We start from the raw sequence: 13,639 nt of genomic DNA on the forward strand, positions 1-13,639 counted from the left end.
GCTCACGTACTACGAGGTCGAGCCGGATTGTTTCGGAGCGGTGCCGCTGCGAGTTGCCCGGGACTGGCGCCGCGACGAGCGGCCGCTGCGGTTCTGGTTCTGATTGCCGCTCCGGCTCTGCTGTGCCTGACGCTGCCGGCCGCCAGAGCGTCGGCGGGATCTGCGGCGGTCTCGGCGCTGGTCGCCTACTCGCGGCGGCGGGCCGGTTGGCCGCACTCGCATACGAACGCGAGCGGGTTGGCGTCGAAGCCCCCAGTGCGAACGGCCCGGCTCAGCAAGAATCTCGATGTCCGCATCCTCAACAGCAACCGAAAGCGCATCGAGTCCGCGCTCACGCGCCTCAGCAACGGTGTGGCCGCTCACCACGATCCACTCCACGACGCAGCGCCTAACTCCGAGAGGCTGAGCCAGCAGGCGAAGCCGTGGCCCGAGCGGCCCGTGAGCCCGTATCAAGTGAGGACGGGGAACGAGAGCGGGAAACAACAGGTGACCCAACGACAAGGTCCACCAAAGCTCGCATCCTATGGGGAGCAATTGCCGGTGCGTTCATCGCTTGCGGCGATTGCGGGTCCTGCCGTCTCCTGAAGTACGACGACTCTGGATGGGCTTCGATTCTGGCTCTGGTTCGGCACGCCCGCGGCGACGGCCGCGCTCGCGGGTCTGATGCCGGCTCTGATTGCGGTCCGGTTTCTGGTCCTGATTCCGATTCGAGGATCCAGCACCGCGACGTGCTCGCTTGCGCGCATCGACAACTCGTTCCTCAGACGAGCGAGTCCGGCGGATCGTGGGAGACTCCGAAGGCTCTGACTGCGTAGGCGCCGGTGCGCGCTCGCCAGATGAGTTCTGTGAGCTCTCGCGTCGCTCTGCACGGCGACGCTCACGCTCCGCACGGCGCTCCGCCTCAGCATCAAGCGCCTTGCGTGAGCGCTGATTCGGCACCTGGCGCGGCGGCTCTGGTTTGGGGATCTCTTCGGCTTCGATGACCTTGGCGTCAGACTCCGCGGTGGTCAGCGACTGCGGGGGCTTCATCGTGGCGTGAATGAACGCTTGCTGGAGCATGCGGTAGATGCTCGACACGATGAAATAGGGCACCAGCGCCGCCGGCACGAAGAAGCTGAAGACCGGCAGCATGAACGGCAGGTACTTCATCATGATTTCCATCTGGCGGTTCGGCATGGCCGCATTGCCGCGCCGCCGCGCCATCTGGCGCTGCTGCAGCCAGGCCAGCAGGAAGGTGATGGCTATGAGCCCCAAGTACGGCAGCCCGTCGACGAAGTCGGCCTGAACCACGTCCTTCGCCACCTTCGACAGGTCCATGCCCAAGGACCGCATCTCGCCCTCCGCGTCGACGATGTCCTTGTACATCTGCGAGTCAGGGCTCAGATTTCGGGGAAACGGGTTGTCGATCAGATGGTTGTCGTCAGGTATACGCAGGTTCCAGATGACCCGGTAGAGCACGATGAAGATCGGAATCTGCACCAAGTTCGGCAAGCACCCGCCCAGGGGGCTCACCCCGTGAGACTGGTACAGCTTCATCATTTCTTCGTTGAGCTTCTGGCGGTCGCTGCCGTGCCGCTTGCGCAGCGCCGTCATCTCCGGCTGCAGTGCCTGCATCTTGGTCATCGACCGTGCGCCCCGCAGGGTGAGTGGCGTAAACAGCAGCATGATCGCCAGGGTCAGCATGCAGATCGCGAAGGTGTAGTCAGGCACCAACGAGTAGAACCACGCCAACACGGCGGCGATTCCGTCGAATATCGGATCAGCCCAGTCGAACATCAGCGCGTCTCCGGTACCGGGTCGTAGCCCCAGCCGCCCCAGGGATGGCAGCGGCAGATGCGGCGGAGGGCCAGCCAGCCGCCGCGTGCTGCTCCCCAGGTGCGCAGGGCGTCCAGCGCATACTGCGAGCACGTCGGATCGAAACGGCACGACGGCAGCCGTGAGCGGGGGAGTGCTCGATAGAGCTTCACGGCGGCGATCAACGCTCGCGCGAGCGGACCCGAGGTCATGGCCGCTTGTTCCCCCGGTCGCTCAGGGCTTCCGCGGCCAGCAGCAACCGCATCAACTCGGCTCGAGCCCGCTGGTAGGTCACCGCCGACGCTGCCGCTCGCACACCGACGAGATAGCGGCCAGGTGCCAGGTCGATGGCGAACTCGCGAAAGACCGCTCTCAAACGACGTCGAACTCGGTTGCGCTGCACTGCCGTTCCGCGGTGGCGGCTGAGCGCGAATGCCACGCGCGGCCCTCTCAGACCGCGGTCGGCCGCGAACGTCATCCACAGCAGCTCGCTGTCGAATCGACGACCGCGGCGCAGTGCTGCGAAGTCGGCCCTGCTGCGGCACGAATCGATCAGGCGCTCAGCCGTTGCCGGCCCTTGCGTCGGCGAGCGTTGACAATCGCCCGACCCGCACGGGTGGACATGCGATGGCGGAAGCCGTGGCGGCGGGCCCGTCTGCGGTTGTGGGGTTGGTACGTGCGCTTCACGCTGGAGCCTCCTGGAGGTTCAGGCCGCGGGCAGGTCCGCGAAATGCGCTGCGGCGGCCGGAGCGTGCCCGGGTGTCGGCCCGAGAGCACAGACAGCCTACGGGTGCCGATCCCCTCCGATGCGCGTAGAGGCGAGCTGACAGACAAAGCCATGGCGCGGGCGGCGCGCGCGAAGACGCGCAGCGCCCGCGTAAGGAGCCACATTGCACGTGCCGAGTGTCGACCATGACACTCGTTGCCGGAACGGCAAATTTGCCTGTCATCCGCCTGTTTTACGGGTGTTGTGGGTCTGTCGCTGAACTGTTGCGTTCCCGTCAACTTGAGCACCGCGCAGCCGCGCAAAGACGCGCTTGCAGCAGTGACAGCGCAGCCATAGGTTCCGACCACCGAATGCCGCTTGGTGGCTCGCAGGCGAACAACAGGTTCCGCGAGCACACGACGGACAGAGGCGAACGAGGTTGTCGTGGTGAGTTCTCCGCAGGCAGGTGCCGCAGCACACGAACCTGAGGATCATCACCACATCTCTCAATCACCAAAATCCCCAGCACCAGAATCCTCGGCATCTGCACTGCCCGAGGGCGCCCGCGCGAACACCGACGAGCTGTGGTCGCAGTGCCGCGACATCCTGCGGGCCACGGTGTCCGACGCGCTCTGGCTCGGCTACTTCCGCCACCTGCAAGCACTTCACATCGACGACGAGCTAGCCGTGCTGATCGCGCCGAGCAACATGATCCGCGACCGCATCCAACGGCGCTACATCCCGATGCTGCACGCCGCCTTCGAGCGGCTGCCTGTTCGCCCGCAGACCTACGAGATCGAGACCCGTCCGGAGCTCGATGATCTCGACAGCGCCAACGGCACCGACGCAGACCCGCACCATCTGGATGCACACGATGTCGACGCGATGGCCCGCAGCGACGCCTCCGCCCCAGGCGAGGACGACATGTGGCACCCGGCGACGGGCACTGATCATCCGGCGAGGGCCTCCGACGGCCCCGCCGAGACGGCCCCGCCCACGACCGATGCCAGCGAACCGCCGCGCAGAGTGCCGGGCGTCGACATCACCAATCCCCGATACACGTTCGAGAGCTTCGTCATCGGCAGCAGCAACCGGTTTGCACAGGCCGCGGCGCTCGCGGTCGCCGAGACTCCGGGCATCGCGTACAACCCCCTGTTCATTCATGGAGGCACGGGTCTCGGCAAGACCCACCTGCTGCAGGCCATTGTGAATTTCTTGGGCACCACCCTGCCGGAGCATCGTGTCCGGTACGTCTCCACGGAGACGTTTCTCTCAGAGTTCATCGAAGCCATCCGCACGAACACGACGCCGGCGTTCAAGAGGCGCTACCGCGAACTCGATGTGTTGTTGCTCGACGACATCCAGTTCATGGAAGGCAAGGAAGGCCTGCAGGAGGAGCTGTTCCACACCTTCAACTCGCTGCATGTGGCTGGCCGGCAGATTGTGATCTCCTCCGATCGCCCGCCCCGCAGCATCTCCACGCTGTCGGATCGCCTGCGCAGCCGATTCGAATGGGGCCTGATCACCGACGTCCAGCCTCCGGATCTTGAGACCCGGGTGGCCATCCTGCGCAAGAAGACCGAACGGGGCCACGTGCCCGATGAGGTGCTGGAGCACATCGCGCACCTCATCACCAACAACATCCGCGAGCTCGAGGGCGCCCTCGTGCGCGTCACCGCATACGCAAGCCTCACCCGGAGTCCGGTCACGCTCGAGATGGCGCAGCAGATTCTGAGCGATGTCCGTGAACCGCAAGAGACGCCCATCACCACCGACCGGATTCTGAACATGACCGCGGACATGTTCGGCTACGACGTGAACGAGCTCACCAGCCAGCGCCGCCAGCAAGGCCTGGTCAACGCTCGCCAGATCAGCATGTATGTCATGCGGGAGCTCACCGACCTGAGCTACCCAGCGATAGCCAGCGTTTTCGGCGGGCGAGACCACACGACCGTCATGCACGCGGTCAAGAAGATCAACAGCTTGTTGCCTGCCGAACGCAAGGTGTACGACCAGGTTGCCCAGCTCATAGCGCGTGTCCGGGCTGCTTGAGGCCGGTCCACCGAGCTCTGTCCGCTCTGCGGCCGGTGGCTGGATCTAGGGTGTCTCCACACACTGTGGACAATGAGTGGAAAAGTTCTCGACAAACCTCGGGAAAAGTCGCGCTTTTCCACGACCACGCCTGCTATGCAGAAAAGGGAAGGTGAAGCTGTGGACGCGCAGGCAAGACTGTTGACAGGCTGCGTTGCGCTGATCTGCAACAACAGCCAGTCATCCACAATTCACAGCCCCTACAACCACTACCGAACAAGTCTCAACCTTCTTATTGAGGATGATCCGCCTCATCGGTCTTGTATGGCCAAGGAGAACCGCCCGTGAAATTGCGCATTGAACGAGATGCATTGGTTGACCAGCTGACTCTGGCCAGTCGAGGGGTCAATGTGCGCGGAGGCGGGCTGTTCGTGCTGACCGGGTTGCACCTGCGAGCTGACCGCGAGGGCCTCACTGTCACGGGCACCGATCTGGATCTCACGGTGCGCACGCAGCTGCGCACCGCAGTGGAGACAGAGGGCGAGACCGTGGTGCCAGCCCGGCTGCTGACCGACATCGCCCGAGCGTTGCCGCCAGGCGAGGTGGATGTGCAGGTTGACGACGATGAAGTGCAGATCACCAGTGCGCGGGCGCAATTCTCCGTGCGGACGCTGCCGACCGCCGATTTTCCCACGCTGCCGCAGCCGACCGGAGATGATGTCACTGTGCCGGCTGGGGATCTGGCGCAGGCCTTTCGCCAAGTGGTCCGTGCCGCCAGTTCCGACGATGCCCGACCGATCTTGACCGGTGTGCTCATGGCGGCCCGGGGCGACGGCTTGCGGCTGGTGGCGACCGACTCCTACCGGCTCGCCCTGCGGGATCTGCCCGAGGCCCAGGTGCTCGACCCGGGGCAGCAAGTGCTCGTGCCGTCTCGGGCCCTGGAGGAACTCGGCCGGATCCTCGACGCCAGCAAGGACGTCACCATGCGGCTTGGGGAGCGGGAAGTCGCCTTCGAAGTCAGCGACGATGCGCAATCGGCCCAGGTGACCTGCCGTCTTATCGCTGGTGACTTCCCGAGCTACGAGCCGCTGATCCCTGACTCTCACGACAATCGCCTGGAGGTGGACCGTGCCGCGCTGCTCGACGGTGCACGCCGGCTTCGCCTGCTCGCCCGCGATACGAATGCGCCGCTGCGGATGGAGCTGCGCTCTGACGGCATCGAACTGACAGTGATCAGTCAGGACGTCGGCAGCGCGAGCGAAGAGGTCGATGCCACCTATGAGGGAGAACCGACCACGGTCGCCTTCAATCCCGACTACCTCATCGAGGGGCTCGACGCAGCCGGTGGCGACACGGTCGAGATTGTGCGTCTGGATGCCCTCAAGCCCGCTGTGCTGCGGACGCCCGGGCAGGGCGAGTTCCTGTACTTGCTGATGCCCGTTCGGGTGTCGTGATCGTTGCTTGGCTGAGCATCGAGAACTTCCGGAATCACCGGTCCACAGAACTGTCGCTCGACGCAGAGCGAACGCTGGTGGTCGGGCCCAATGGGCACGGCAAGACCAATTTGCTGGAAGCTGTCGCACTGCTGGATGGCTCTGGTTCGTTCCGCGGGGCGAGTGCGGAGACACTCGTGCGCGCTGGCCGCGATCACGCCTTCGTGCGTGCCGAGATCCGGCGAGCGCGCCGGACATACCTGGTGGAGATGGAGATCGCAGCGGCGGGCAGAACCCGTGCGCAGGTGAACGGGCAACGGGTCCGGTCATTGCGCGACCTCGCCGATGTGACCAGCACAGTGGTGTTCTGCCCAGCCGACCTGTCGATTGCGGCGGGTGGACCGTCAGTGCGACGGGAGCTGCTCGACAATGTGCTGACCAGTACCGACCGTGAGTACCGGGCGATGCGACTCGATTTCGAGCGAGTGTTGCGACAGCGCAACAATCTGCTGAAGCAGGCCGGTTATCGCCCCGACGACGAGGCCCTCGCCACCCTCGACGTCTGGGATGCGCAGTTCGCAGAGCTCGGCGAGGCGATTGCACACCGGCGTGACGCCCTGTGCACGGCGTTGGTACCTCCGGCTCAAGACGCCTACCACCAGCTCGCCGGGCGTGCCGCGGACATGGAGCTGTCTTATGCGGCCGAGTGGCGCAAGAGCAGCCTCGCGACCGCGCTGGCGAATGCACGAGCGGATGACCTGCGACGCGGCTCCACCACCGTGGGCCCGCACCGTGACGACATGACGGTCTGCTTAGACGGCCTGCCGGCGCGTACCCACGCTTCCCAAGGGGAACAGCGCAGCATCGCCTTGGCGCTGCGACTGGCCCAGCACCGCTACACGGCGCAGCTCAGCGGAGTCGAGCCGATCGTGCTGCTCGACGATGTGTTCTCCGAGCTTGACGAGGGGCGAGCCCGACGTCTCGTCGGATGCCTGCCTGCCGCACAGACGATCGTGACTTCGGCCACCGGCCACGTGCCCCCCGGAATCGAAGCCCACAGCCAAGTTCACATCCAAGACGGCGAGGTGCTTTCAACATGAGCAGACGCCGTCGCGCAACAGGCGGCCGAGAGCCGCGGTCGATCAGTGATTCGCTCAAGGCAGTCACGGCCGGTTTCGGTTCACGGGGCCGCGCGATCGACCTCAACGAGCGCTGGGCTGAGGCCGTCGGCGAGGCCATCGCGGCGCACTCGCAGCCCGAACGGCTCGAAGCAGGCCGGCTCACCGTCGTGGTGGACGATCCTGCCTGGGCGACCGAATTGCGTTATCATTCCAGCCGGATTCTGGCCGCACTGAACGCCGAATCGGGAGCCGCCACGATCTCTGAGCTGCACCTCCGCGTGCTTCCTGACACTGGGCACAAAAAACGTCTCTGACCTGCGGTTTTACCGATGCTGAAGCGGCTGTTCCTACGCCGAAAATCGGTCGCCGTCCAGTAGACTGGTTGCACTGTGACCGACACGACTCTGGCACCCGCGTCGGCGGGCACCGGCGACGACTTGATGGGGGCCGTCGGCACTGACAGCATCGCTGCCGGCGACTACAACGCCGATGCGATCACGGTGCTCGAAGGTCTCGAGCCGGTTCGTGAACGACCCGGGATGTTCATCGGCTCGACCGGCCCCGGGGGCTTGCACCATCTCGTCTACGAGGTGGTGGACAACGCCGTCGACGAGGCCATGGCAGGGCACTGCAGCTCCATCGAAGTCACCCTGCGAGCAGACGGTACGTGCAGCGTCACCGACGACGGTCGTGGTATTCCCGTGGAGGCTCATCCGCAGTACCCCGACAAGTCAGCTGCTGAGGTTGTCCTGACCGTGCTGCACGCCGGCGGCAAGTTCGGCGGCACCGGCTACAAGGTGTCCGGTGGGCTCCATGGCGTCGGTGTGTCCGTGGTGAACGCGCTGTCCTCCGAACTGGAGGCCGTCATCGACCGGGACGGTCGGCGCTGGAAGCTGCAGTTCCGCGACGGCGGCGAGCCGGTCGGTGAGCTGACCGACACCGGCCCGTCGCCTGCCCACAGCACCGGCACCACCATTACGTTCAAGCCCGATCCGACGGTGTTCGATCACGTTGAGTTCCGGGCCCAAACGCTGACCGAGCGGCTGCAGATGATGGCGTTTCTCAACGCCGGCCTGCGCATCGGCTTCACCGACGAGCGGCGAGCCGAACCGGTTCACCACGAGTACTGCTACCCAGGCGGCATCCGCGACTTCGTACGGCATCTCAACGAGACCTCAGAAGCGCTGTTCGACAACGTCGGCTATCTGTCTGCTGCCGAGCACGGCGACGAGGTGGAGATCGCCTTCCAGTGGAACAGCGGCTTCAACACCGACGGCATCCACAGCTTCGCCAACGGCATCAACACCATCGAGGGCGGCATGCATGCGGAGGGGTTCCGATCGGCGCTGACGTCGGCCGTGAACGCCTATGCCAAGGATCGCAAGATGCTGCGGCCCGACGATGGCAACCTGCAGGGCGACGACATTCGTGAAGGCCTTACCGCGGTGGTGAGCGTCCGCATGGAAGCGCCGCAGTTCGAAGGCCAAACCAAGGCCAAGCTGGGCAACACCGCCATGCGCAGCCTCGTGCAGAAGGCCGCCTACAGCGGGCTCGGCGAATGGTTCGAAGAGCACCCCAGCGAGGCCAAGCTGGTCGTGGGCAAGGCCGTCGACGCCCGCCGTGCTCGCATCGCCGCCCAGAAGGCCCGCAACACCGTACGCAAGTCGGCCCTGGGGGGCGCTGGCCTGCCCGGCAAGCTCACCGACTGCTCCTCGGGCGACCCTGAAGAGGCTGAGCTGTACATCGTGGAAGGCGACTCGGCCGGGGGATCGGCCAAGGAAGCGCGCGACCCCGCCACTATGGCGATCCTGCCCATCCGCGGCAAGATTCTCAACGTCCAGCGCAGCCGTCCCGAGCGCATCTTCGACAACAACGAGATCAGTGCGCTCATCTCGGCGATCGGCGCCGGCGTCGACGGTGCGACCGGCGAGGGCGGCTTCGACATCGACAAGGTGCGCTACCGCAAGGTGATCCTGCTGTGCGACGCCGATGTCGACGGCAGCCACATCCGCACGCTGCTGCTGACGTTCTTCTTTCACCGCATGCGCAAGCTGCTGTCGCACGGCTGCGTGTACATCGCCCAGCCGCCGCTGTACTCCACCAAGGTGGGCACTGAGACCGTGTATCTCAAGGACGACCGCAGAAAGGATGCGTTCCTGACGGAGCGGCCCAACCACCGCAACGAGTTCCAACGATTGAAGGGTCTCGGCGAGATGGACGCCCAGGAGCTGTGGGACACCACCATGGATCCGGCCAGCCGGACACTGCTGCGCGTCACGCTCGAAGAGGCCGCCACGGCGGACCTGATCTTCAGCATCCTCATGGGCGACGACGTGGACGCCCGCCGGGGCTTCATCCAGAACAACGCCAGCGACGTCCGCTTTCTCGACGTCTGAGCGTGGCGGGCAGACGGATCCGGCTGGGAGCGCTGTGAGCAACGACAAACCCGATACCGGCGCCGGCTCGCCCGACGGCAGCGACGCCTCGCATGCAGGCGGCGCGCTTGGCATTGTGGATGTCGAGATCCAAACCGAGATGGAGCAGTCCTTCCTGGATTACGCCATGTCGGTCATCACCTCGCGGGCGCTGCCCGATGCCCGTGACGGCCTGAAGCCGGTGCACCGCCGGATCCTGTGGTCGATGTTCGACACCGGTCTGCGCCCGGATCGCCCTCACAAGAAATGCGCCACGGTGGTCGGCGATGTCATCGCCAACTACCACCCGCACGGCGACGGCTCGATCTACGACGCGCTCGTGCGAATGGGCCAGTCGTTCAGCTTGGCGAACACGCTGATCGATCCGCATGGCAACTTCGGCTCGCCGTCGGACCCGCCGGCTGCCTACCGCTATACCGAATGCCGCCTGACCGACTTGGCCATGACCATGGCCGAGAGCATCGATGAGCAGACGGTGGACTTCACCGCGAACTTCGACGGCTCCCGCACCGAGCCGCTGGTGATGCCGTCGCGGTTCCCGAACCTGCTGGTCAATGGCAGCCAGGGCATCGCGGTGGGCATGGCCACCAACATCCCCACGCACAACCTCGGCGAGATCATCGACGCCACCATTCACCTCATTGGCAACCCCGACGCCACCGTCGACGACCTGATGCAGTTCGTCCCGGGGCCCGACTTCCCCACCGGCGGGCGGATGCTCGGCCGGGCCGGCGCCCGCGAGGCCATGGCAACCGGGCGCGGTTCGGTCAAGCTGCGTGCCCGGGCGGAGATCGTCGAGAACGGCAAGCGGCCGAGCATCGTGGTCACCGAGATCCCATACCAGACCTCCCTCGAGAACATCGAGCGAAAGATCGCTGATGCGGTGAACCGCAAGGTCATCGAGGGCATCACCGCGCTGCGCAATGAGTCGGCACGGGGAGAGATGCGTTTCGTCATCGAGTTGCGGCCGTCGGCGCCGGCGAACGTGGTGCTCAACAACCTGTGGAAGCACACACCGCTGCAGTCCGGCTTCGCCGTGAACATGGTGGCGCTGGTCGACGGGGTGCCTCGCACGCTGAATCTCAGGGATGCCTTGGTCGCGTATGTCGACCACCAGATCGACGTGGTCACCCGTCGCAGCGAGCATCGGCTGGATGAGGCCCGAGCCCGCGCGCACATCGTGGAAGGCCTGCTGCGTGCGCTTGACCTGATCGACGAGATCATCGCCCTGATCCGCGCCAGCGACGATCGGGCGGCGGCGCTGGCGGGGCTGTGCGATGAGCCGATGTCGTTCAGCGCTGAACAGGCGAATCACATCCTCGACATGCAGCTCAGCCGGCTGACCCGGCTGGGGCGCACGCGGCTGAGCGACGAGCTGGCCGCGCTGAGGCAGGCGATAGCCGAGCTGGAAGCCATCCTCGGCGACGAAGGCCGGCTGCGGCAGGTCATCGTCGACGAACTGAGCGCCCTGCGTGACGAGCATCAGACACCGCGGCGCACCGAGATCGTCACCGACCCGGGCGAGATGGACGCCGAGGATCTCATCGAGGACGAGCCGCTGGTGGTGACGCTGACGCGTGAGGGCTACGTGAAGGCAACGTCGCCCGACGTATTCCGCACGCAGGGACGGGGCGGTCGCGGCGTGCAGGGTGCGCGCCTGAAGGACGACGATGCGGTGGTGCGTGTGCTGCTGACGACAGCGCATGCCTGGCTGCTGTGCTTCACCAACCGGGGCCGGGTGCACCGGCTGAAGGCGTACCAAGTGCCGCTCACCAACCGCACCGCACGGGGTACGGCGCTGGTGAACCTGCTGCAGCTGGCGCCCGACGAACGCGTCGAGGCGGTCGTGGAGGCGAGGGAGTTCCCTTCGGATCGGTACCTGATGTTCGTGACACGCAACGGGCTCGCCAAGAAAACGCCGTTGCGCGCCTACGAGAACATCCGCTCCAATGGTCTGATCGCGCTGAGCCTGCGTGAAGGTGACGAGTTGGTGCGCGTGCTCGAGACATCAGGCGACGATGACGTGTTCGTCGTGTCCCGTGGAGGCCGCGCCATGCGCTTCGCCGAGAGCGAAGTGCGCTCGATGGGCCGCAATGCAGCCGGCGTGCGCGCGATGCGACTGCGGGGCGGCGACACCGTGGCTGCGGCGGACGTGCTGGACGGGGAGGACAACCGCGACCTGCTGGTGGTGACGAGCAATGGTGCCGCTAAGCGCACGGCCGCCGAGGAGTTTTCGCGTAAGGGCCGTGGCGGTTTAGGCGTGATCGCGGTGAAGACATCTGGCGACGACTTACATGTGGTAGGCGCGCGCCTCGTGGATGAGGACGACGAGATCTTGCTGGTGTCGTCGAGCGGCGTGCTCATCCGCACACGAGTCTCGGATATCTCCCGCCAAGGTCGTGCAGCGTCGGGCGTTCGGGCGATGGCGCTAGGCGAAGATGAGACCGTGGTGGCGGTGGCCTTGGTCGATCTCCCTGACATTCTCGATGCCGACGAAGGCGACGCCGAGCCCCGTGAAAACCTCTCGCCTGAGGTGAGCCCGGCGACCTAGCTTCAGCCGATGCTGACAGGTGCGGGGCGAGCGATCGGGGCTCGGACCCAGCGCGGGCAGGCGGCCCTGCCGGTGGCGCTGCTGGCCTTGGCACTGCTCGTGGGATTGGGTTTGGTGGCCCGCTGGGGTCAAGCTGCGGTGGCGAACTCGCGAGCCCAGGCCGCCGCGGACGCCGCAGCTTTGGCGACGCTCGTGGCATCTGACCGATACGCGATCGCAAACGGCGTACTTCCTGACGATGCGGCAGCATCGGCTGCGGTGCGTGAGGCCGGCGGGGAGCTGGCATCGTTCGAACTTCACGTCGGTGCTGGCACGGTCCAGGTGGAGGTGATCGTGGAACTCGATGGCCAGCGGGCTTCGGCTGCCGCTGCGGCACCGTTGCCGCTGATGGATGCCGGAGGTTGAGGCCGGGGGTTGAGCCGGGCAGCGAAGCAGCGGCTCGACGCTTCGAGCACCTTCGCGGCGACCGAGGGTCCTGCGGGCTGACTCCTACACTGCGAAGCGTGGCCGATGCGACATCGGGTGCGGAGCCGCCGTCGCCGGAGCCGGGCGGGCCGACTCCCACCGACGAGCTCTTTGCCGAAGCGCTGGGCATTACCCCAGCGAGCAGTACCCGTCGTCGCCGTGGCCGCACGCCGGCTTCGCAGAACCCGGCGCCCGGTGCGCGCATGCCGCCCCAGATCCCGCCGTCGCAGGGTCAGATTGCGCCGCCCCATGCGGCGCCGGGCCAGACTCCGCCATCGCCTGCTGCGGCCGGCCAGCCGGCGATGGCACCACCCCCCTCGGTACCTTCCGAAGAAGCCCCGGCGGTTCGCTGGGCCTGGCTGAGCCAGCGTCGAGCCCGGGTCCGACGGACGCACAGGATTCTGCGTCACATCGATCCCTGGTCGGTGTTCAAAGTGTCAGTGCTGCTGTACGCCTGCCTGTATGTCGCCGTGCTGGCAGCGGGCGTACTGCTGTGGAATGCGGCTCAGCGCTCAGGTCTCGTCGACAAGGTCGAGTCGTTCATCACCGAAGTCGGTTCCTATGAGAGCTGGACCATCGACGGCATGGTGATCTTCGGCCGCGCCCGGATCGTCGGGCTCATCGTCGCCACGGTCGGCGTGGCCTTCAACGTAGTGATGGCGATCATGTTCAACCTGATCAGCGATCTCACCGGCGGTGTCCGGCTCACCGTGCTCGAAGACGAGCGCCGCCCGCCCGCTCGCTGAACCGACTTGGCTGTGGCTGTGGCCTAGCTGTAGTGTGTGCGGCTCCGCGGGGCTATAGCTCAGTCGGTTAGAGCGCACCCCTGATAAGGGTGAGGTCGTTGGTTCGATTCCATCTAGCCCCACAAGCACGCTGCATGCTTCCAGCGGCCGGGCCCGCGGCCCGAGCGGCCCGTGAGCCCGTATCAAGTGAGGACGGGGAACAAGAGCGGGAAGCTCAGTGAGCTTTCTTCGACGAGCTCTGCTCGCCATCATCGTGGGCGGGCTGGTGACCATCGTGCTGCGGCTGCGTTCGTCGCAGGATCTCCCTCGCCGCGAAGGCAGCTGGCGAGAGCTGGCCGGACCCGACCTGCGGTGATC

Annotated in this window: 14 protein-coding genes and 1 tRNA gene; 10 read left to right on the forward strand and 5 right to left on the reverse strand. The window is 65.9% G+C overall.

Translation table 11 applies throughout. The annotated features are described in order from the left end of the window. Positions 1–9: 9 nt before the first annotated feature. The 5 genes from ACOGI8_RS00485 to rpmH all read right to left on the reverse strand — a co-directional run bounded on the left by ACOGI8_RS00485 (position 10) and on the right by rpmH (position 2,481). On the reverse strand, positions 10–378 hold the full coding sequence (locus ACOGI8_RS00485) for a Jag N-terminal domain-containing protein (RefSeq protein WP_419854955.1): 369 nt from the start codon (positions 376–378) through the stop codon (positions 10–12). Positions 379–546: 168 nt separating this feature from the next. Next, positions 547–1,776 carry a membrane protein insertase YidC gene (gene yidC, locus ACOGI8_RS00490; RefSeq protein WP_419854956.1) on the reverse strand — a complete coding sequence of 410 codons (1,230 nt, stop codon included), beginning with the start codon at positions 1,774–1,776 and terminating at the stop codon, positions 547–549. Continuing rightward, a complete protein-coding gene (yidD, locus tag ACOGI8_RS00495) occupies positions 1,776–2,006 on the reverse strand; it encodes a membrane protein insertion efficiency factor YidD (RefSeq protein ID WP_419854957.1) in 231 nt (76 codons plus the stop codon). Before yidD ends, yidC begins: the two co-directional genes overlap by 1 nt. After that, positions 2,003–2,350: a ribonuclease P protein component gene (gene rnpA, locus ACOGI8_RS00500; RefSeq protein WP_419856432.1), complete on the reverse strand. Its 348-nt coding sequence runs from the start codon at positions 2,348–2,350 to the stop codon at positions 2,003–2,005. Before rnpA ends, yidD begins: the two co-directional genes overlap by 4 nt. Then, complete coding sequence (gene rpmH / locus ACOGI8_RS00505) at positions 2,347–2,481, reverse strand: 50S ribosomal protein L34 (RefSeq protein ID WP_323673719.1); 135 nt, start codon at positions 2,479–2,481, stop codon at positions 2,347–2,349. The genes rnpA and rpmH overlap by 4 nt, the downstream gene beginning before the upstream one ends. Before the next feature lie 466 nt (positions 2,482–2,947). Between rpmH and dnaA the strand changes: the two genes are divergently transcribed. The 10 genes from dnaA (at position 2,948) to ACOGI8_RS00555 (ending at position 13,637) form a co-directional block, all read left to right on the forward strand. Further along, complete coding sequence (gene dnaA, locus ACOGI8_RS00510) at positions 2,948–4,552, forward strand: chromosomal replication initiator protein DnaA (RefSeq protein WP_419854958.1); 1,605 nt, start codon at positions 2,948–2,950, stop codon at positions 4,550–4,552. 323 nt (positions 4,553–4,875) lie between these two features. Further along, a complete protein-coding gene (dnaN, locus tag ACOGI8_RS00515) occupies positions 4,876–5,985 on the forward strand; it encodes a DNA polymerase III subunit beta (RefSeq protein WP_419854959.1) in 1,110 nt (369 codons plus the stop codon). Continuing rightward, positions 5,982–7,064, forward strand: a complete 1,083-nt coding sequence (gene recF / locus ACOGI8_RS00520) for a DNA replication/repair protein RecF (RefSeq protein WP_419854960.1) — start codon at positions 5,982–5,984, stop codon at positions 7,062–7,064. The genes dnaN and recF overlap by 4 nt, the downstream gene beginning before the upstream one ends. Then, complete coding sequence (locus ACOGI8_RS00525) at positions 7,061–7,399, forward strand: DciA family protein (protein ID WP_419854961.1); 339 nt, start codon at positions 7,061–7,063, stop codon at positions 7,397–7,399. Before recF ends, ACOGI8_RS00525 begins: the two co-directional genes overlap by 4 nt. 126 nt (positions 7,400–7,525) lie before the next feature. After that, positions 7,526–9,481 (forward strand): DNA topoisomerase subunit B, encoded by a 1,956-nt coding sequence (locus ACOGI8_RS00530; RefSeq protein WP_419856433.1) that lies wholly within the window; start codon positions 7,526–7,528, stop codon positions 9,479–9,481. A 34-nt stretch (positions 9,482–9,515) separates the two neighbouring features. Continuing rightward, positions 9,516–12,071 carry a DNA gyrase subunit A gene (gene gyrA / locus ACOGI8_RS00535; RefSeq protein ID WP_419854962.1) on the forward strand — a complete coding sequence of 852 codons (2,556 nt, stop codon included), beginning with the start codon at positions 9,516–9,518 and terminating at the stop codon, positions 12,069–12,071. A gap of 9 nt (positions 12,072–12,080) precedes the next feature. Further along, complete coding sequence (locus ACOGI8_RS00540; RefSeq protein WP_419854963.1) at positions 12,081–12,476, forward strand: pilus assembly protein TadG-related protein; 396 nt, start codon at positions 12,081–12,083, stop codon at positions 12,474–12,476. A gap of 98 nt (positions 12,477–12,574) precedes the next feature. Further along, a complete protein-coding gene (locus tag ACOGI8_RS00545) occupies positions 12,575–13,282 on the forward strand; it encodes a DUF3566 domain-containing protein (protein WP_419854964.1) in 708 nt (235 codons plus the stop codon). 48 nt (positions 13,283–13,330) lie between these two features. Beyond that, a tRNA-Ile gene (locus tag ACOGI8_RS00550) sits at positions 13,331–13,404 on the forward strand. A gap of 95 nt (positions 13,405–13,499) precedes the next feature. Then, on the forward strand, positions 13,500–13,637 hold the full coding sequence (locus tag ACOGI8_RS00555) for a hypothetical protein (protein WP_419854965.1): 138 nt from the start codon (positions 13,500–13,502) through the stop codon (positions 13,635–13,637). Positions 13,638–13,639 lie beyond the last annotated feature (2 nt).

Source organism: Candidatus Poriferisodalis sp., assembly GCF_965204195.1.
In the GTDB taxonomy this organism is placed as follows: Bacteria; Actinomycetota; Acidimicrobiia; order Acidimicrobiales; family Poriferisodalaceae; genus Poriferisodalis.

Coding starts and splice junctions, on each gene's coding strand:
- yidD (WP_419854957.1), bottom strand. CDS start 2,006: ATGACCTCGGGTCCGCTCGCGCGAGCGTTGATCGCCGCCGTGAAGCTC.
- yidC (WP_419854956.1), bottom strand. CDS start 1,776: ATGTTCGACTGGGCTGATCCGATATTCGACGGAATCGCCGCCGTGTTG.
- ACOGI8_RS00525 (WP_419854961.1), top strand. CDS start 7,061: ATGAGCAGACGCCGTCGCGCAACAGGCGGCCGAGAGCCGCGGTCGATC.
- ACOGI8_RS00530 (WP_419856433.1), top strand. CDS start 7,526: ATGGGGGCCGTCGGCACTGACAGCATCGCTGCCGGCGACTACAACGCC.
- ACOGI8_RS00540 (WP_419854963.1), top strand. CDS start 12,081: ATGCTGACAGGTGCGGGGCGAGCGATCGGGGCTCGGACCCAGCGCGGG.